The organism is Sphingomonas sp. (assembly GCF_017304615.1).
GTDB lineage: Bacteria > Pseudomonadota > Alphaproteobacteria > Sphingomonadales > Sphingomonadaceae > Sphingomonas.
Window position 1 is genome coordinate 287,507 of the sequence record NZ_JAFKLZ010000003.1, and the last position, 16,614, is coordinate 304,120.

At 65.7% G+C, this 16,614-nt stretch carries 21 protein-coding genes, 1 tRNA gene and 1 pseudogene; 16 read left to right on the top strand and 7 right to left on the bottom strand.

The window, feature by feature from the left end; translation table 11 throughout:
* From J0J06_RS14030 to J0J06_RS14060, 7 genes are all read left to right on the top strand, one after another.
* Window positions 1-291, top strand: a complete 291-nt coding sequence (locus J0J06_RS14030; RefSeq protein WP_294043073.1) for a hypothetical protein — start codon at window positions 1-3, stop codon at window positions 289-291.
* Window positions 288-2,666: a hypothetical protein gene (locus J0J06_RS14035; RefSeq protein WP_294043075.1), complete on the top strand. Its 2,379-nt coding sequence runs from the start codon at window positions 288-290 to the stop codon at window positions 2,664-2,666. The genes J0J06_RS14030 and J0J06_RS14035 overlap by 4 nt, the downstream gene beginning before the upstream one ends.
* 53 nt (window positions 2,667-2,719) lie before the next feature.
* Window positions 2,720-3,256 (top strand): hypothetical protein, encoded by a 537-nt coding sequence (locus tag J0J06_RS14040; RefSeq protein WP_294043077.1) that lies wholly within the window; start codon window positions 2,720-2,722, stop codon window positions 3,254-3,256.
* Between the two features lie 47 nt (window positions 3,257-3,303).
* Window positions 3,304-3,936 (top strand): hypothetical protein, encoded by a 633-nt coding sequence (locus J0J06_RS14045; RefSeq protein ID WP_294043079.1) that lies wholly within the window; start codon window positions 3,304-3,306, stop codon window positions 3,934-3,936.
* Complete coding sequence (locus J0J06_RS14050) at window positions 3,933-4,457, top strand: hypothetical protein (protein WP_294043081.1); 525 nt, start codon at window positions 3,933-3,935, stop codon at window positions 4,455-4,457. The genes J0J06_RS14045 and J0J06_RS14050 overlap by 4 nt, the downstream gene beginning before the upstream one ends.
* 89 nt (window positions 4,458-4,546) lie before the next feature.
* Window positions 4,547-5,434 (top strand): ParB N-terminal domain-containing protein, encoded by an 888-nt coding sequence (locus J0J06_RS14055; RefSeq protein ID WP_294043083.1) that lies wholly within the window; start codon window positions 4,547-4,549, stop codon window positions 5,432-5,434.
* Window positions 5,435-5,483: 49 nt separating this feature from the next.
* On the top strand, window positions 5,484-5,771 hold the full coding sequence (locus J0J06_RS14060; protein ID WP_294043085.1) for a hypothetical protein: 288 nt from the start codon (window positions 5,484-5,486) through the stop codon (window positions 5,769-5,771).
* Between the two features lie 6 nt (window positions 5,772-5,777).
* Here the strand turns inward: J0J06_RS14060 and J0J06_RS14065 are convergent, their stop codons facing one another.
* Window positions 5,778-6,107 (bottom strand): hypothetical protein, encoded by a 330-nt coding sequence (locus J0J06_RS14065; protein WP_294043087.1) that lies wholly within the window; start codon window positions 6,105-6,107, stop codon window positions 5,778-5,780.
* A 114-nt stretch (window positions 6,108-6,221) separates the two neighbouring features.
* On the opposite strand from J0J06_RS14065, the gene J0J06_RS14070 reads away from it, so the two are divergent.
* Both J0J06_RS14070 and J0J06_RS16880 read left to right on the top strand, forming a co-directional pair.
* Window positions 6,222-6,443: a hypothetical protein gene (locus tag J0J06_RS14070; protein ID WP_294043088.1), complete on the top strand. Its 222-nt coding sequence runs from the start codon at window positions 6,222-6,224 to the stop codon at window positions 6,441-6,443.
* Window positions 6,424-7,458 (top strand): annotated as a pseudogene (locus tag J0J06_RS16880) (recombinase family protein); the annotation flags it as partial. The gene J0J06_RS14070 and the pseudogene J0J06_RS16880, both read left to right, overlap by 20 nt.
* Window positions 7,459-7,554: 96 nt before the next feature.
* On the opposite strand, the gene J0J06_RS14085 reads toward J0J06_RS16880, so the two are convergent.
* From J0J06_RS14085 to J0J06_RS14095, 3 genes are all read right to left on the bottom strand, one after another.
* Window positions 7,555-7,839, bottom strand: coding sequence for a hypothetical protein (locus tag J0J06_RS14085; protein WP_294043092.1), 285 nt, complete (start codon window positions 7,837-7,839; stop codon window positions 7,555-7,557).
* A gap of 186 nt (window positions 7,840-8,025) precedes the next feature.
* Window positions 8,026-8,112 (bottom strand) — tRNA-Leu (locus J0J06_RS14090).
* Window positions 8,113-8,201: 89 nt separating this feature from the next.
* Window positions 8,202-8,897: a zinc-ribbon domain-containing protein gene (locus J0J06_RS14095; RefSeq protein ID WP_294043094.1), complete on the bottom strand. Its 696-nt coding sequence runs from the start codon at window positions 8,895-8,897 to the stop codon at window positions 8,202-8,204.
* Between the two features lie 122 nt (window positions 8,898-9,019).
* Here J0J06_RS14095 and ftsE point away from each other — a divergent pair, with 122 nt between their 5' ends.
* Genes ftsE through J0J06_RS14115 form a run of 4 tightly spaced genes read left to right on the top strand, consistent with a single transcriptional unit; the run spans window position 9,020 to window position 11,848 of the window.
* Window positions 9,020-9,730 (top strand): cell division ATP-binding protein FtsE, encoded by a 711-nt coding sequence (ftsE, locus tag J0J06_RS14100; RefSeq protein WP_294043387.1) that lies wholly within the window; start codon window positions 9,020-9,022, stop codon window positions 9,728-9,730.
* Window positions 9,727-10,620: an FtsX-like permease family protein gene (locus tag J0J06_RS14105; protein ID WP_294043096.1), complete on the top strand. Its 894-nt coding sequence runs from the start codon at window positions 9,727-9,729 to the stop codon at window positions 10,618-10,620. The genes ftsE and J0J06_RS14105 overlap by 4 nt, the downstream gene beginning before the upstream one ends.
* Window positions 10,620-11,156 (top strand): YdcF family protein, encoded by a 537-nt coding sequence (locus tag J0J06_RS14110; protein ID WP_294043389.1) that lies wholly within the window; start codon window positions 10,620-10,622, stop codon window positions 11,154-11,156. The genes J0J06_RS14105 and J0J06_RS14110 overlap by 1 nt, the downstream gene beginning before the upstream one ends.
* Window positions 11,153-11,848 (top strand): 1-acyl-sn-glycerol-3-phosphate acyltransferase, encoded by a 696-nt coding sequence (locus J0J06_RS14115; protein WP_294043098.1) that lies wholly within the window; start codon window positions 11,153-11,155, stop codon window positions 11,846-11,848. Before J0J06_RS14110 ends, J0J06_RS14115 begins: the two co-directional genes overlap by 4 nt.
* Here the strand turns inward: J0J06_RS14115 and J0J06_RS14120 are convergent.
* From J0J06_RS14120 to hisC, 3 genes are all read right to left on the bottom strand, one after another.
* Window positions 11,842-12,297, bottom strand: coding sequence for a DUF983 domain-containing protein (locus J0J06_RS14120; protein ID WP_294043100.1), 456 nt, complete (start codon window positions 12,295-12,297; stop codon window positions 11,842-11,844). The two genes, J0J06_RS14115 and J0J06_RS14120, sit on opposite strands and share 7 nt — an antisense overlap.
* 73 nt (window positions 12,298-12,370) lie before the next feature.
* Entirely contained in the window at window positions 12,371-13,279 is a 909-nt protein-coding gene (locus tag J0J06_RS14125) for a prephenate/arogenate dehydrogenase family protein (protein WP_294043102.1), read from the bottom strand.
* Complete coding sequence (gene hisC / locus J0J06_RS14130) at window positions 13,279-14,379, bottom strand: histidinol-phosphate transaminase (RefSeq protein ID WP_294043104.1); 1,101 nt, start codon at window positions 14,377-14,379, stop codon at window positions 13,279-13,281. The genes J0J06_RS14125 and hisC overlap by 1 nt, the downstream gene beginning before the upstream one ends.
* A 100-nt stretch (window positions 14,380-14,479) precedes the next feature.
* Between hisC and J0J06_RS14135 the strand changes: the two genes are divergently transcribed.
* The 3 genes from J0J06_RS14135 to metW are packed head-to-tail and all read left to right on the top strand — an operon-like array spanning window position 14,480 to window position 16,595.
* On the top strand, window positions 14,480-15,583 hold the full coding sequence (locus J0J06_RS14135) for a homoserine O-acetyltransferase (RefSeq protein WP_294043106.1): 1,104 nt from the start codon (window positions 14,480-14,482) through the stop codon (window positions 15,581-15,583).
* The gene (locus J0J06_RS14140; RefSeq protein ID WP_294043108.1) at window positions 15,580-16,011 is read left to right on the top strand and encodes a GNAT family N-acetyltransferase; all 432 of its coding nucleotides are present in this window, start codon (window positions 15,580-15,582) and stop codon (window positions 16,009-16,011) included. The genes J0J06_RS14135 and J0J06_RS14140 overlap by 4 nt, the downstream gene beginning before the upstream one ends.
* Entirely contained in the window at window positions 16,008-16,595 is a 588-nt protein-coding gene (gene metW / locus J0J06_RS14145) for a methionine biosynthesis protein MetW (protein ID WP_294043110.1), read from the top strand. The genes J0J06_RS14140 and metW overlap by 4 nt, the downstream gene beginning before the upstream one ends.
* Window positions 16,596-16,614: the final 19 nt, after the last annotated feature.

Sequence of the window (16,614 nt, forward strand, 5' to 3'; positions counted from 1 at the left end):
GTGGCGCGCATCATCATCACCGAGGACGGCCGTGAGAAGATCGTTACCGACATCGCACCGTACCGCGCCGAGCGCAAGGCGGTGTTGGCGAAGCTCGCACCCATCTACGACGGGTTCGAAAAGGGTCCGGTCGACGCACTCGCATCGCGCGAGGAGGAAATCGTCGATCTCGCCAATCGTTACAACGAACTCACCGACCTCATCGAGCGGTTCGACGAGGCGACAACGCGCCGCGCCAACATCCTTGCCGGCTGGGAGATCGTGAAGCAGCACCGGGCTGACGGCGCATGATCCGCGCCCTGCTCGACGCCGACGTCCGTATGCTGAGCGCCGCGCTGATCGCCAACGAGGCGATCGGTCGACCTCATCTGATCACCGCGACCGGCCGCTCCGCGCCGAGCCGGTACGCGATTGTGCCACCCGGGATCGGCGCCCGGTTCGCCCTGATGCCCGGCGTCGACTTCGACGACGTGACCGACGAGCGCCCCGGTGGCGGGTTCGTCGGGGGACGCTTGTCACGGTTCGCGCCCTTCCTCGACGCGGACGCGTCCGCGTCGATCGGCCCGTTACAGGTCACGTTGCGTCCGATCCCGATGACCCGCGACGCGATCCTGCGCGAACTGCGTATGTCGGCTGGTCTCGCCTGGGCGCCGGGTGCGCTATACGCATTGGTCGGCTGGGAGGACGAGTGGGTCGCGGCGTGGGCCGACCGGTTGCGCGAAGACGGGCTCGAGGCGCGGCTGATCATCGCGCACGCGCAAGCGATGCTGGCATTGCGCAAGATGTGGCTGGCGGTGGTCTGGAACGCACCCAGCCGCCCGGTATCCGGCCATCTCGCAGCGACATCGGGCGCCGTCGCCGTCGGCCGGGCGCTGATCGACGTGATCGCGGTCATCGAGCGCCTGCGCCGCGCCGCCCGGGACGACGGCGGGACCACGACATACACCGACCAGGCGATCGCCCGGCTGGTCGCCGGGCTGCAGCACGTCCTGCGCCATCTGAAGGCAGCCGACAACAGCAATTCGCCCGACACCATCGGGCGCAAGCTGCGGCGGACGATAAAATGGGCGAAAATCCTGCTCGACGCCGTCGCGGTGTTTTCGGTCGGTCCCGAGCCGCTTCGCCAGCGCTGGTATCGGCTGAACGCGGCGTTGAAGAAGGTCACACCGAGTGACCATGCGGGGCCGCTCGAGCCCCTGCTCGCCCGGATCGCCGCCGATCTCGAAGAACTCGGCTGTGCCAATTTGGGGTCGCGGCTGCAGGCGACTGGATGGCGTGCGCACATCCGGCGCACGCTCCACCGGCTCGGCGAACCCGACGTCGCCGTCCGGATGGCGCGGCTCGACCGTGTCCGCGGCGACCTCATCTACACCCTCGCGATCACCGGGCGGCTCGAGCGACTATACGATCTGTTCCCGTGGTTGGCAGCGCCGCACGGCGCGTTCTCGGGTTGTGCCGGCGGCGCGCTCGGTGCGCTCGCATCGCTGTTCGAATGCGGCCGGATGATGCAGCTAGCGCGCGACCTCAAACGGCGACTGAACGATGCCGAGGCCGGTTGCTCCACGGTCGCGCGGCTGACGTTTAGCGAGATGCGCGTCATCCTCGCCTCGTCCACCGCGACGTTCGTCGCGGTCGATCGCGGCCACGCGGCGGGCGCCGAATTGGTGCGACAAGGATTCAGCCACGCCACCGTCCAGAGCGCGCTCGCCGGCTCGATTTTTGGCCCGCATGCCGCGCTGACCCACGCGCAGCAGGCGCGCCTCGGCTGGAACGACGCTGCCGCCTATCGCGATTGCGCCCGCACCGTCACCGCGACGGAGGCGGTCGGTGACAGCCTGCCGTTCGCCCGCCGGGACCATGACGACGACGTATCCCGTCACATGGGGATGACGGTCTTGCGCCTGATCAATGCCGGTATCTGCTCGATCTTCCCGACGATGGCGCTCGAGCCGCATCGTGCGCTCGCCGAGGATGCGGCGCGCAAGGCGGGCCGTCCTCGCGCCTTTACGATCAAGCCGGATGAAGCACGTGTCGCGATGCAGGACGCGATGCTCGCAAGCCTCGATCGCGATCCCGCGCCGGACGCACCGCTTCACGACGGCATCGCCGATAACGCGATCCCCGACGACGATCGCTTCCACGAAGTGGTCCGAGCGCAAAATCTACAATCGGGGCCGACGCGCACATCGTCCGCATTCGACGGCCATCACGTCGGTCAGGGGCGCCGGCGCGTCGCGTTCAACGAACCCGTCAACAGCGATCCGCGCGGCGAATTGCTGCGCGCGTTGATCGACGAGACCCGACGCTGGAGCGAGCCCGACAAGCGCAGCGACCGTCGCGCCCCTTGCGACGATCTGCTCGAGGACGTCCTGCGCGGGCGGGCGCCGCACCCGCTCGCACAACCGGTCTCGGACCTGTTCCTGCCGATATTGTGGTTTGCGCCATACATAGACCAGCCGTTGCTCGGCTGGATCGGAGCGGGTGCGCCGGCCGCGCGTGGCTGGTGTGGCGGCCATGCCGCGGTCAGCGTCGAGGTCGGACGTGCCCATGCTTGGGCGCCGTCGCTTTACGCTTATCCGTTCCTGCACGGTCGCGACGACCGGATCGCCTGCCACCTGTTCACCGGCAGCTCCCCGATCACCTGGGATCTCGGTCATGCCCGATAAGAAGGCGCGAGCCCACACCCTTTCCAACCAACCGACCGATGGAGGCTTGCACCATGTACGCGATTTGCGATGAGATGTGGAACAGCGTGGACATCTACGGTCCGCAAGGCGAAATCGATCGCTTCAAGCGGCTCTTCATTGGGCCGGCACCCGCCGGCAATCGGTCGCGCAGCACGATGGCGTTCAAGCTGGAAGACCTCAGCGCCGAGTATGCCTGGAACTTCAGGGAGCTGGGGCCGCATGAGCACGGCATGTACTCGTTCGCGTTCGATACCCTGGCGAATTTCCCGGATTATGCTTTCGAGGAGCTGACCGGGATCTTCCCGAGGCTGCATTTCGACTGCGAGTGCATCGCCGATGACGATCACCGCATGGGATATGGCTGGTTCAACACGCCGCCGGGCGGCCAGGATTTCCGCGACGATTACAACGTGCCCGAAGACTATTGGAACGGTGGTATCGGTAAGCGCGCCGAGCCCGAACTGCGGCGGCACATGATGGTGGTCGACGCGCTCCGGCAGCGGCTGCGCGACGAAGAACGTGGCGGGCGCGGGGCGACACTGCGAAACGTGGCTGACGACCCGCGCTGATCACCGCACTCCAGCACCGTTTACCAATCGACGAACAAGGACCAAGTATGTGGCTTTGGGACGGCACCGACTGGCAAGAGAGCAACGGGGAAGCCGCATTCGCGGATGCGGTCAGACGTGCGTTCATCAGCGCGAATCCCGTGCTGACCACGCAGATGCAGAAGTTCGTTGCTGCCATCTCGATCGCGCTCACGAACCGCAAGAGCAGCGATCTGATCGCCCCCGAGCCGTTTATCGAGGGCGGGTTCACGCCGTCCGATGACGAACGCGACCTCATTTGCGAAACCGTGCGCCGTGACGGGCGCGATATCGTCCATATCTGCTTCCGCACCAGGGAGCCGTTCACGCCTACGGGCTTGATCGTGGTCGCTTATCGGGATGGCGATACGGTCCGGCTGCATTCGCGCACTTCGCTGGTCTGGGTCGCGAAAGACCGTTGCGTCAGATTGTACGGGGTCGAGGACGAGCCCGACCTGAACTGTCATTTCACGTTCCGGCCGGGCGTGAAACTGAGGCGGGGTGATGGCTTTCCCACGCCCGCCGGCTCGGATGAACTGCGGCAGGCTGCAGACCGGGTCGAGGCTTTGATCACACGCGGTGTGCTCGGCGACGTACGCGACGAACCGCTGGCCTTCTCCCCCCGACTCGGGCGCTGCGTAGGCGGAAGGCTGCGTCGATGAGCGAGGTCTGGAACAGCGTGAGGGTGTACGGTCCGTCGTCGGAGATCGCACGCTTCAAGCGGCTCTGCATCGAACCGTCCCAGGCTAGCAATACCTGCGATCACGACGGGTGGAACGGATGTGATTGCGTTATCAACGTCCCGGCGAACGAGCAGAGCCGCAATCAACATTCTGGCTATGTCTGGAATTTCCATCATGAGGATGTCCCGGGGAGCAACCGCTACTCGTTCAACTTCGACACGGAAATCGGATTTCCGGTCGATCTGTTCGAGCGCATCGCGACCGCGTTCCCGGCGCTCGCATTCGACTGCGACTGCATCCACGGCATGGACGAGTTCATGGGGTATGGTTGGTTCAACACGCCGGCCGGTGGCGAGGATTTCAGCCAGCATTACCCCGGCCCGGCGGATCATTGGACGTCGGGAAGCGGGCACAAACGCGACCATGCCGCCCAACTGAAGCACGAGGCCCTCATTGCCGAACTCGAACGAGCCGCGCGCGCGGCGGATGGTCGATCGTAAGTTCTTTGTTCAAGACATAACGGCGGTTACATCGTCGCCGCACTTTGTCGTCGGCATCCTCGATTCGTCAGTAATCGAGGATGTGACGCATGGACCCGACCGAACTGCCACTGGACAGCGCCGCTCCCTCCAAGCGCGGCCAGAAGGCGCAATATGTCGTCGAGCTGCTTGCCTACGACCAGACGACGGTCTCGCCCAAGAACCCGCGGTTCGGCTATATTATCACGGACGAGAGCGTCGCGCCGCTCGTCGCCGAATTAAAGGCGGTCGGTCAGGCGCACGATGCGATCGGCGAACGAGGACCGGGCGGTATCGTCGAGATCCTCGCCGGCTCGCGCCGTCGTGAAGGCTGTCGCATCCTTGGTACCCCGTTGCGCGCGCGCGTGTATGACGAAGGTTCCCTGACCCCCGAGCAGGCACTGAAGATCGCCAACCGCGAGGATCGTGGCGCGCTCGAGGTCAGCCTGTGGGATCGGTCGGCATCATGGGCCAGAATGCTCGACGGCAAGATCGTCACGAACGAGGCGCGCCTCGCCGACGCGGTCGGCGAAGACAAGTCGGCGATCAATCGCGGACTGGCGTTGCAGAAAGCGCCAGCCGTCATCCTCGATCTCGTCGCCGACAAACGCGCGATCTCAATGAGCCAGTGGGCATTGGTCGCCCCATTGCTCGAGGATGACGAATCACGCGCGCGCGTGCTCGAATGCGCGGCGCTCCATGCGGGCCAGACGTTTGGTTTTACCGCGCTGACCAAAAAGCTCACGGCTGCCGCGGCGGGTAAGGACGAAATCAGGCCGGTCGAAGTCAGGAACCGACATGGCAGGGTCATCGCCACCGTCGCGCCCGACCACCGCGGGGCGTTCGTGATCCGCGTGAAATCGATGGCCGAGCAGCACCCGAGCTTCCGCCTCGATCACGCCAAGCTGATCCACACGGTCTTCGTCGACGTCCTCAAGGATTGGTTCGGTGATGGCTGAGCATTCGCTGTTCGACCGCTCAAACCCCACGGAATTTAGGAGCAAGCAAATGCTTGAATATGAAACGCTGACCTTCGGGTCCCTCAAGGTGAAACGCATCCACGCGGCCGTCACGAGTCCGACCCTGCTCGCGCTGCCGGAAGCGGCACGGCCCGTGCCGCTCCTCGGCTGCACGACCTGCCCACTAGGCAGTTGGTATCTCGACGAGGAGGAGCGCCCCTTCTGCCATTGTGAAGCACGGCGCTACGTATCATGGACGACCAACCAGAAGATGATCACGCTGTGCGACGACCGCGAGGTCGCACTGATGGAACAGGCGACGGAACCGGATAACTGATGGTCGTCAAGCCGGGTTGGTCATGAGCGCGTCTGCGATGGCGTAGCCGCGGTGGCTTGAGGCGGGAAACAGGCTGTAATGCGTGGTCATCGCGACCGACAGCCGCAGATGACGCGCCATCAGTCGTCGCACGCGGCGAGACGGAGCACAGAAAGCCATGTCGTTTGTAGAACCGGGCACCGGGCGTGCCGCCAGCAGTTCGCGGCTGATGCGCAGCGAACACCAGCGATAATAAGCGGCCATCATGGTCGCGAGTCCGTCGACCAGCAAGATGACCAGCAATTGGCCGATCTTCAGAGCGGCCAGCGAGCATAGCAGCAACGTGATTGCGAGCACCTTCAGTCTCCCTATTTTTCACCAGCTCAAGCTGGCCCATCTCTCCACTTCTCAGTCTGATTTTTTGCGACGGTTACATCGTCGCGCCGGTTCGCCCGCGGCACACGCTGGTCGGTGGACCATTTCGATCCCCTCCCGCGCGACACTTCTGGCGACTCGCTCGCTGCCCGCGCGGCGGTGCCAACCGCAGCACCGAGCGAACGAACGATCGTCGATCGTCTCGCGGACTCTTTCCCGCTCGAACGATCGGAGTCAGAGTGGTTGCTCACCCTCTTGAGCGCGGATGAACTGCGCTACATCTTCGAAGGCCTCAGCAATGGCGAAAACTCGGATTGAACGCGCGCTGGGATACGTCCGGGTCTCTACACAACGACAGGCGGAAGGCGGGATCAGCCTCGACAATCAGGAAGACCGGCTAACCGCTCACTATGCGCAACGAGGCGTCGAGTATGTGGACACCTACCGCGATGGGGGGCTCAGCGGTACGACCGATGCTCGGCCTGGGCTCCAGGCATTGTTCGAGCATGCGTTACGGCCGGGCGCCGGCATCACCGAGATCGGCGTCTACAGCTTCTCACGTCTCTTCAGAGACCATTATCTGCTAGAACATTACCGCCGCAAGCTGAAGCGCGCCGGCGTCCGACTGGTCGCCATCACGCAGGAGGTCGGTCACGACGCCGAGGGCGATCTCGTCCGCTCGGTGCTCTCCAACTTCGACGAGTATCAGTCGCGCCAGACCGCGAAATTCACGCGCGATACGATGAAGCGTAACGCACAAGCCGGCTTCTGGAATGGCGGGATTCCGCCGATCGGCTACACGACCGAGATCGCCGAAATGCGCGGGTCCAAAGCCAAGATGCGGCTGGTGATAGAACCGTCCGAGGCATTGCTGGTCCAGCAGATCTACCGGATGAAGCGGATCGGCATCGGCCGCGGTCCGATGGGTTACAAGAAGATCGTCCTGCACCTCAATGCCAGCGGTGCGACCTACCGCGGACGTAAGTTCCACGTGTCCAACGTCCGCGACATCCTGACCCGCTCGACCTATCGTGGGAAGCATCTCTACGGCGTCCATGATATTCGCAACGGCATCAAGCGACCCGAAGAAGAGTGGCAGGAAATTCCGGCACCCGTCATCATCCCGGAAGCAGAATGGCTCCAGGTGCAGGCCGGCATCGCGCGGAACGCCAGTCACATAACGCCGCCGACGTTCGTATCGGGCCCGACGATGCTGGCCGGTATCGCTAAGTGCGGGCATCCCGAATGTGGTCATGCCCTAACCATCGCTACCGGCAAAGGGGGACGGTATCGCTACTACCGCTGCTCACGCAATCTGCGCCGGGGCGAATCGGCGTGCCAGGGCACTAGTATTCGCGACCAAAAGCTCGAGGCGATCGTCATCGACGCGATGGCCGCGCGATTGTTGCAGCCGGCGCGGTTGCAAGCGCTACTTGCCAATCTTCTCGACGATAGCTCGGCCGCCGTGCGCGAACGGCAGGCGCATCTCAAGGCACTTCGTACAGAGCGCACGCGGATCGAAGGCGCGATCCAGAACATGTTCGATTTTATCGAGCAGGGCATCGTCAGTCCGCGCGATACCGACTTCACCGCCCGCCTGGCCGCGCAGCGCACGCGCCGCGCCGACCTCGAACAGGAAATCCTGCTGGTCGAGCGGCAGCTGTCCGCGGCCGACCGCCGCGTGACCGCGGAAGCAGTCGACCGGCTTGGCCAAGTCATCCTGGAAAAGCTGCGATCCAAGGACTCGGCTACGCGGCAGGGCTATGCTCGCCGATTCGTTACCAAGGTTGTCGTGGCGCCCAACCTCATTACGATCACCGGCCCGGTCAAAGCGCTGGAATTAGCCGCTGGCGGCGCTCCCGATCAATCGGCACCGATGGTGCCCTCTCTTGATCGGGAGTGGTGCGGCCGAGAAGACTCGAACTTCCACGGGCTTTCGCCCACAACGACCTCAACGTTGCGCGTCTACCAGTTCCGCCACGGCCGCACGCTGTGAGAGATGCCGCAGGGCGAGGCCGGCGGCTGGCAGGCGAGCGCCCCTAGCAGTGGGTTTCCCCGAACGCAAATGGTTGTTGATCAGTTGGCGGGCGACGTCGCGGTGAAGCTGAGCTTCACTGTCTTGGAACTGCTCGGCACGTCCAGCTTGGCGCTGTCGAAGTTCATCGTGCCGCCGGGCGCGAGCGTGCGCTGGTCGGGCTTGATCGTCCAGCTGTAAACCAGCCGGTCGGACGCATCGCGCAATTCGGCGCGGATGTCGGGCACCGACTGGCGCTGCGCGGTCGGATTCCTGATCTGCCCGCCGATCGCGAACAATTCGCTGCCGTTGGGCAAGTCGCGACGATCGGGCTTCTTCAAGTTGACGAACTTGAGCGGCGTGTCGCCGCCGCCGAGCGGGATTCCGAGCATCGTCGCGAAATTGGGCAGATTGCCGAACACCAAAGCAAGCGTCGCGATCAGCATCAGCGCGCCAGCGGTGATCGCGGCGATCGTCCAGCGTCGCGCGGGATTGCGGCGCGGGCGGAACGGCGGCTCGTGCGCGAAGGCGTCGTAATCGTGATCTGCCCCGGCATAAGCGGGCGCCGGTTCGGGCTTCGGGATGGCGACTGGCGTGGACACCGCAAGCGACGTATCGCGTTCGACTGGCGGTGCGCCGGCAGGCTGCTGGAACCAGCTATGACGGCAATTGGCGCAGCGCACGGTGCGCCCGGTCGGCCCGACCGCTGTGTCGGGAACGAGGTAACGCGTGTGGCACTGGCTGCATTCGAGGATCATGTCGGCATCCCGGTCGGGCCGCTTCCCCTAGGGCCCGTTTACCAAGTCCTAGGCAAGCCGCCGACTCGCGGCAAGTGTCCTGCCTTGATGTACCGCCGGGTTACATGCGATGGCTTCGCGCGATGGCCAATATCGTGCAGTTCGAGGATGTGGGGCTGCGCTATCCCAACAGCGAGGGCGAGACGCTGTCGGGCGTCCATTTCACCTTGGTGTCGGGCGGGTTCTATTTCCTGACCGGGGCCAGCGGGGCGGGAAAGACGTCGCTGCTCAAGCTGCTTTATCTGGCGCAGCGCCCGACGTCCGGGACGATCCGCTTGTTCGGTGAAGATGCCGGGACGTTGCCGCGCGTACGGCTGCCCGGGTTCCGGCGGCGGATTGGCGTGGTGTTCCAGGATTTCCGGCTGGTCCCGCATCTGTCGGTGTTCGACAATATCGCGCTGCCGCTGCGGCTGTCGGGCGTCCCCGAGGGCGACATCGAGACGCCGGTGCGCGAGATGCTCGAATGGGTCGGGCTGGCGGAGCGCGGTGATTCGACCCCGCCGACCTTGTCGGGCGGCGAGCAGCAACGCGTCGCGATCGCCCGCGCGGTGATCGGCCGACCCGAAATCCTGGTCGCCGACGAACCGACCGGCAACGTCGATCCCGACATGGCGGCGCGGTTGCTGCATCTGTTCGAGTCCTTGAATCGGCTCGGTACGACGGTGGTGGTAGCGACGCACGATTTCCACCTGCTCGGCCGCATCCAGAACGCGCACATGATGCGGCTGGAGGCGGGGCGGCTGATGGATCCGACGGGCGCATTGCGTAACCCGCCGGCAAGGCCGCAGGCATGAGCATGGGTGTCGTCACCGGCGCCGCCGACCGCCGCATCCTCGATGAGCGCGGCGGCACGCGCGCGATGACATGGATCATGGCGATCATGCTGTTCCTGACCGTGCTCGCCGCCGCGCTGGGGCTGGGCATGGTCAATGCGGCGGGCGCGCTGGACCGCCAGCTCGCCGGGCGGCTTACGGTGCAGATCGTAACCGCAGACGCCGCGCAACGTGATCGCGATACGGCGGCGGTGATGGCGGCGCTCAACAACATGCCGGCGGTCAGGCGTGCCGTGCCGGTCGATGCCGAGCGGCTCGGCGAACTGCTCAAGCCGTGGCTCGGCGACACGTCGAGCGACGCCGACGTGCCGATTCCGACCTTGATCGACGTCGATATGAGCGTGCCGAGCGAAGAATCGGCGGCTTTGGTGGCGAAGGGCGTGCGCGGCGCGGCGGCGAGCGCGCGAGTCGATTCGCAGTCGAGATGGCTGTCGCCGGTGGCGAGCTTCATGCGGACGATGATCGCGGGGGCGGCGGCGCTGGTGGTCCTGATGGCACTGGCGACCACCGCCGTGGTACTGCTGGCGGCGCGCGCCGGGCTGGAAACGCATCGCGACACGATCGCGATCCTGCACATGCTGGGGTCGACTGACGTGCAGGTGGCGCGATTGTTCCAGCGGCGAATCGCGCTCGATACGGTGATCGGCGGCGCGGGCGGCGCGGTGGCGGCGATCATCGTGGTGTGGCTGATCACGCGCGAAGTGAACGGGCTGGGGTCCGAACTGGTTGGCGGCGCGGCACTGGGCCTGCGCGACTGGCTGATCCTCGCGCTGTTGCCGTTGTTGTTTGCCGTCGTCGCGACCGGGGCGGCACGGCTCGCGGTGCTGCGGCGGCTGAGGCAAGTGCAATGATCTTCCGTCGTCTGATCGGTTTTCTGGTGCTTGCCTATATCCTGGGCTTTGCGGTGTTCATGTTGTTGCTGCCGCGCCCGGTCGAGGGCGTCGCGACCGACGCGATCGTGGTGCCGACCGGCGGGCCGGGGCGGATCGACCGCGGGCTCGATCTGATCGCGAAGCACCAGGCCAAACGCATGCTAATCACCGGTGTCGGGCCGAACGTGCGGCCGATCGAGCTGGCGAAGACCAACCGCGCGCCGATCGCCTTGTTCGCGTGCTGCGTCGACCTCGGCCACGAAGCGGTCGATACGCGATCCAACGCCATGGAAACCGCCGACTGGGTCAAGGTCCACGGCTACAAATCGGTGCGGCTGGTGACGTCCGACTGGCACATGGCGCGCGCGTCGATGGAATTGCGCGCGGCGCTCGACAACGACGTAACGATCGTCGCGGACGGCGTGACCAGCGAAGCGCCGCTCGGCCTGCTGATCGTCGAATATAACAAACTGCTGCTGCGCCGCGTTGCGTTGTGGACCGGGATCGGCGTGTGACTTTCCTGCGCAACGTTGCGTTCGTGCTGGTGTTTTACGGCCTGACCGTCCCGATCGTGCTGTTCGTGCCGCTTTCGGCGTTTTTCGGGCAGCGCGCGCTGATCGCCTATGCGGTCGGGTGGGCGAGATTCCACCGCTGGTGCGTCCGCTGGCTGCTCGGCATCCGCACTCGCTACGAAGGGCCACGGCCGGAGGGGCAGGTGTTCTATGCCGCCAAGCACCAGTCGATGTTCGAGACGCTCGACCTGATCGTCGAGATCGAATCGCCGGTCGTCATCATGCGTCGCGAGTTCGCACGCATCCCGATCTGGGGGTGGGCGACGCAAGTCTATGGCATCATCCTGGTCGATCGCGCGGCGTCGGCGACGGCGCTTCGCACGCTGATGCGCGAGACCAGGGCGGCGCGCGAGACCGGGCGGTCGGTGATCCTGTTCCCCGAAGGCACGCGCGTGAAGCCGGGCGAGACGCCGCCGCTCAAGTCGGGGTTTGCCGGCCTCTACAAGATGCTCGATTTGCCCGTGGTGCCGATCGCGACCGATGTCGGACGGTTATGGCCGAAGGGCGGGTGGAAGCGCGCGGGCGTCGCGACCTTCCGCTTCGGCGAGCCGATCGCCCCGGGCCTGCCGCGCGCCGAGATCGAGGCGCGCGTCCACGCGGCGATCAACGCGCTGGAGCGCGATCCCGCTTACTGATCGAAGTCGCTGCGACCCTTATCCGTGCCGTGGAGTTGCGACCACAGCCCCTGCGTCCCCGCTTCCTGCGCGCGGTTGACGAATTGCGACGCGACCAGCCAGCCCTTGATCGGGCGCAGCGGCGCGAGCGTGCCGGCGATCATCAACGGCACCGACGTCACCAGATGCACCCAGATCGGCGGATCGAACGCGACCTGCAGCCACACCACTATTGCGATCAGCGGCAGCGCGATGATGCACAATGAGAAGAAGGCCGGGCCGTCGTCGGGGGCGGCAAAGCGGTAGTCGAGCCCGCAATGATCGCAGGTATCGACGATCTTGAGCCACGACTTGAACATCTTGCCCTTGCCGCAGCGCGGGCACAGTCCGTTCCAGCCGCAATGCATGATCCAGCGGAACTTCTCCTGCCCGGTGGCGGGGACGGGGGCGGTTGGCATGTCGCTCGTCATAGCGGACATATGGGGAGGCGGCGTAACGATTCCCAACGAACAAGGGCGATGACGGTGATCGCTTTGCCCCCGATCAGTCATGCGTGCGGCCGAAATCGGGCGCGGCGTCGTCCTGGCCCTGTTCGATGATCGACCGGCGCACGGCGCGGGTGCGGGTGAACAGGTCGAACAATTCGTCGCCCTTGCCCCAGCGGATCGCGCGCTGGAGCGCGGTCAGGTCTTCCGAGAAGCGCTGGAGCATGTCGAGCACGGCTTCCTTGTTCGACAGGAACACGTCGCGCCACATCGTCGGGTCGGAGGCGGCGATGCGGGTGAAGTCGCGGAAGCCGCCGGCGGAGTATTTGATCACTTCGGAACGCGTGACCTCTTCCATGTCGCTCGCGGTGCCGACGATCGTGTAGGCGATCAGGTGGGGGAGGTGGCTGGTGATCGCGAGCACGCGGTCGTGGTGGTCGGCGGCCATCGTCTCGACGTCTGCGCCCAGCCGTCGCCAGAATTCGGCGACGCGTTCGACCGCGGCTTCGGGCGCGTCGGCGGGCGGGGTCAGGATGCACCAGCGGCCGTGGAACAAACTCGCGAAGCCCGCCTCGGGGCCGCTGCGTTCGGTGCCGGCGACGGGGTGCGCGGGGACGATCGTGACGCCAGGGAGAGCTGCCTGAAGCGCGGCCAGCACGCTGCCCTTGGACGACCCGACATCGCTGACGATCGCATCGGTCGGCAGGTCCACCGCGATCGCGTCCGCCGCCATGCCCATCGCGCCGACCGGCACGCACAGGATGGCGAAGTCGGCGTCGGTGACGGCGGCGCCGGGCGTGTCGGTCACGTCGTCGCAGAAGCCTAGCGCGGTCGCCGCCGCGCGCACGCCCGGATCGGCGTCGTGGCCGGTGACGCGGACGCTCGGCATCTGCGCCTTCACCGCGCGCGCGATCGACGAGCCGATCAGGCCCAGCCCGATGATCGCGACGCGCGCGAAGGGCAGCATCAGCCGGCCTTCTCGATTAGCGCGCGCAAAGCGGCGATGACGCCCCGGCACTCGTCGGCGGTGCCGATCGTGATGCGCAGGCCATGCGGCAGCCCCTGGCCCGGCAGCCAGCGGACGATGTAGCCTGCGTCCATCAGGCCCTTGTACGCCGCCTCGGCGGTCAGTGCGCCTTCGAACAGCACCAGCACGAAGTTCGCCTGGCTGGGTACGGCGCGCAGGCTCGCGTTCCCCATCTTGGCGATCTCGGCTGTGAACCAGGCGCGCCACTCGGCGTTGTGGGCCCGCGTGTGCTCGACAAAGTCGGTGTCGCCCAGCGCCGCGATCGCCGCCGCCGTGCCGGCGATGGTGATCGAGAAGGGCAGGCGGATTCGGTGCATCGCGGCGACGATCTCCGCCGACGCATATCCCCAGCCGATCCGTTCGGCGGCTAGCCCGTACATCTTGGAGAAGGTGCGGGTGACCAGCACGTTAGGGGCGGTTTCGGCCAGTGCCATGCCGCCGTCCTCGGCATCGCCCTCGATATATTCGGCATAGGCATGATCGAGGACGAGCAGGATGTCGGACCGCAATCCTGCGTGCAACCGCGCGATCTCCTCGCGGCTGGCATAAGTGCCGGTCGGATTGTTGGGGTTGGCGATATAGACGATCTTCGTCCGATCAGTGACGCAGGCGAGGATCGCATCGATGTCGGTCGCATAGTCGTTATCGGGGGCGATCACTGGGACCGCGCCGACCCGCCGCGCCGCGATCTCGTATACCGCGAAGCCGTACTTTACGAAGATCACCTCGTCGCCCGACCCGGCGAACGCGCCGGCGGCCAGATGGAGCACTTCGTCCGAACCGTTGCCGTAGATGATCCGTGCGGGGTCGAGGCCATGCTTGGCGGCGAGCACGTCGCGCAGTTCGGTGCCGCTCGCGTCGGGATAGCGTTCCAGGTTGGTCGCGGCGGTCAGGAACGCGTCGCGCGCCTTCTGGCTGGTGCCGAGCGGGTTCTCGTTCGACGAGAGTTTCGCGACCTTACGGCCGTCGTCGGTCGTCGAGCGCCCCGGCACATAGGGGGCGATCGCCATGATCCAGGGCTTGGGTTCTGGTGCGGACATGCGCGCGCCTATTGCTGGCGGCGCTCGGCTTGGCAAGTTATCCAACGTTGGGGGAGCGTGAAGAGTTGATGCGCCGCAAATTTCCTCTAACCGCGTTCGCATGACCGACGATCAGCGCTTCGGCCTGTCGCGCCACGTGAGCTTGCCGGGCCCGCTCCGCCTCGACGGGGGTGCGCTGCTGTCGCCGGTCGATATCGCCTACGAAACCTATGGCGATCCGGCCAATCCGGCGATCCTGATCTGCCACGCGCTGACCGGCGACCAGCATGTCGCGAGCGAGCATCCCGTCACCGGCAAGCCCGGCTGGTGGGAGCGAATGGTGGGCCCAGGCAAGCCGATCGACCCCGCGCGGTATTTCATCGTGTGCGCGAACGTGCTCGGCAGCTGCATGGGTTCGTCGGGGCCGGCGACGGTCAATCCGATGACCGCATGTCCCTATGCGATGGCGTTTCCCGTCATCACGATCCGCGACATGGTGCGTGCGCAGGCGATGCTGCTCGACCATCTCGGCGTGGGCAAGGTCATCGTCGTGGGCGGGTCGATGGGCGGGATGCAGGCGCTGAGCTGGGCCGCGACCTATCCGGAGCGCGTGACCAAGGCGGTCATCATCGCCTCGACCGCGCGCCACACGGCGCAGAACATCGCGTTCCACGAGGTCGGGCGCCAGGCGATCATGGCCGATCCGAAATGGGCGGGCGGCGACTATTACGGCAAGGGCGAGCCGCCCGCGGCGGGCCTGGCGGTGGCGCGGATGGCGGCGCACATCACCTATCTGTCGGAGGCCGGACTCACCGAGAAGTTCGGGCGGCGGCTGCAGGCGCGCGAGGCGAAGTCGTTCGGGTTCGACGCCGATTTCCAGGTCGAAAGCTATCTGCGGCACCAGGGGCTGAGCTTCACCGACCGGTTCGACGCAAACAGCTACCTCTATATCACGCGCGCAATGGACTATTTTGACCTCGCTGAGGAGCATGGCGGGCTGCTGGCGAACGCGTTCCAGGGCACAGCGACGCGTTTCGCCCTGGTCAGCTTCGATACCGACTGGCTCTATCCGACCGCGGAATCACGGATCATCGTCCATGCGCTCAACGCGGCCGGCGCTGCGGTCAGCTTCGTCGAACTCAAGTCACCGTTCGGCCATGACGCGTTCCTGCTCGATTCGCCCGACCTGAACCGGGTGGTCGACGGTTTTCTGAGGGCGGCATGATCGAGCTAGACGACGACAAGGCACGGCTGCAGATCGATCGCGTTCACCAGTGGCTCGCGTCGAGCTACTGGTCGCCGGGGATCGACCGCGACACCGTCGAGCGCGCGATCTTCGGGTCGCATTGCCTGGGCGCGTATGACGGCGCGGAGCAGGTCGGCTTCGCGCGGATGATCACCGACCACGCGACTTTCGCGTGGCTGGCGGACGTGTGGGTCGAGGAAAATGTGCGCGGGCAGGGGATCGGGCACAAGCTCGTCGGCTGGTTCCTCGACCATCCCGATTTTCAGGGCTTGCGTCGGATGGCGTTGGTCACGGCGGACGCGCATGGGGTTTACGAGAGTCTGGGGTTCCACACGTTATTGCGACCCGAACGCTACATGGAGCGGTTGTCGTCGGACTTCGCGCAGATGCTAAAGGTCGCACCGTGAGTCTGCGTCCCGACCTCGCGGTGATCGCCGCCAACGTCGCCAGGGGCAGTCGTGTGCTTGACGTGGGCTGCGGCGACGGCGCGCTGATGGCGGCGTTGCGCGACGAGAAAGGCGTGGATGCACGCGGACTCGAACTGGATCCCGATGATGTCGCGAGCGCGGTTGGACGCGGCCTGTCGGTCGTGCAGGGCGACGCCGACGTCGATCTGGCGGGCTATCCCGACCAGAGCTTCGATTATGCGATCCTCAGCCAGACGCTGCAGACCACACGCGCGCCCGATGTGGTGCTCGAACATCTGCTCAGGATCGGCCGGCGCGCCTTCGTGTCGTTTCCCAACTTCGCGCATTGGCGCGTGCGCGCGTCGCTGCTGTGGGGCGGGCGGATGCCGGTTACGCGATTGTTGCCGGTGGCATGGTATGCGACCCCCAACATTCACCATGTCACGATCGACGATTTCCGCGCCTTGCTGAAAGAGCGGGGGATCACGATCGAAGGCGCCTGGTTCCTCTCTGGCGACAAACAGACCAGCGAATTGATGGCGAACCTGCTTGGCGAACATGCGGTATTCCTGTTGCGCAGGTGACTCGTTGCCAATCAGCCAC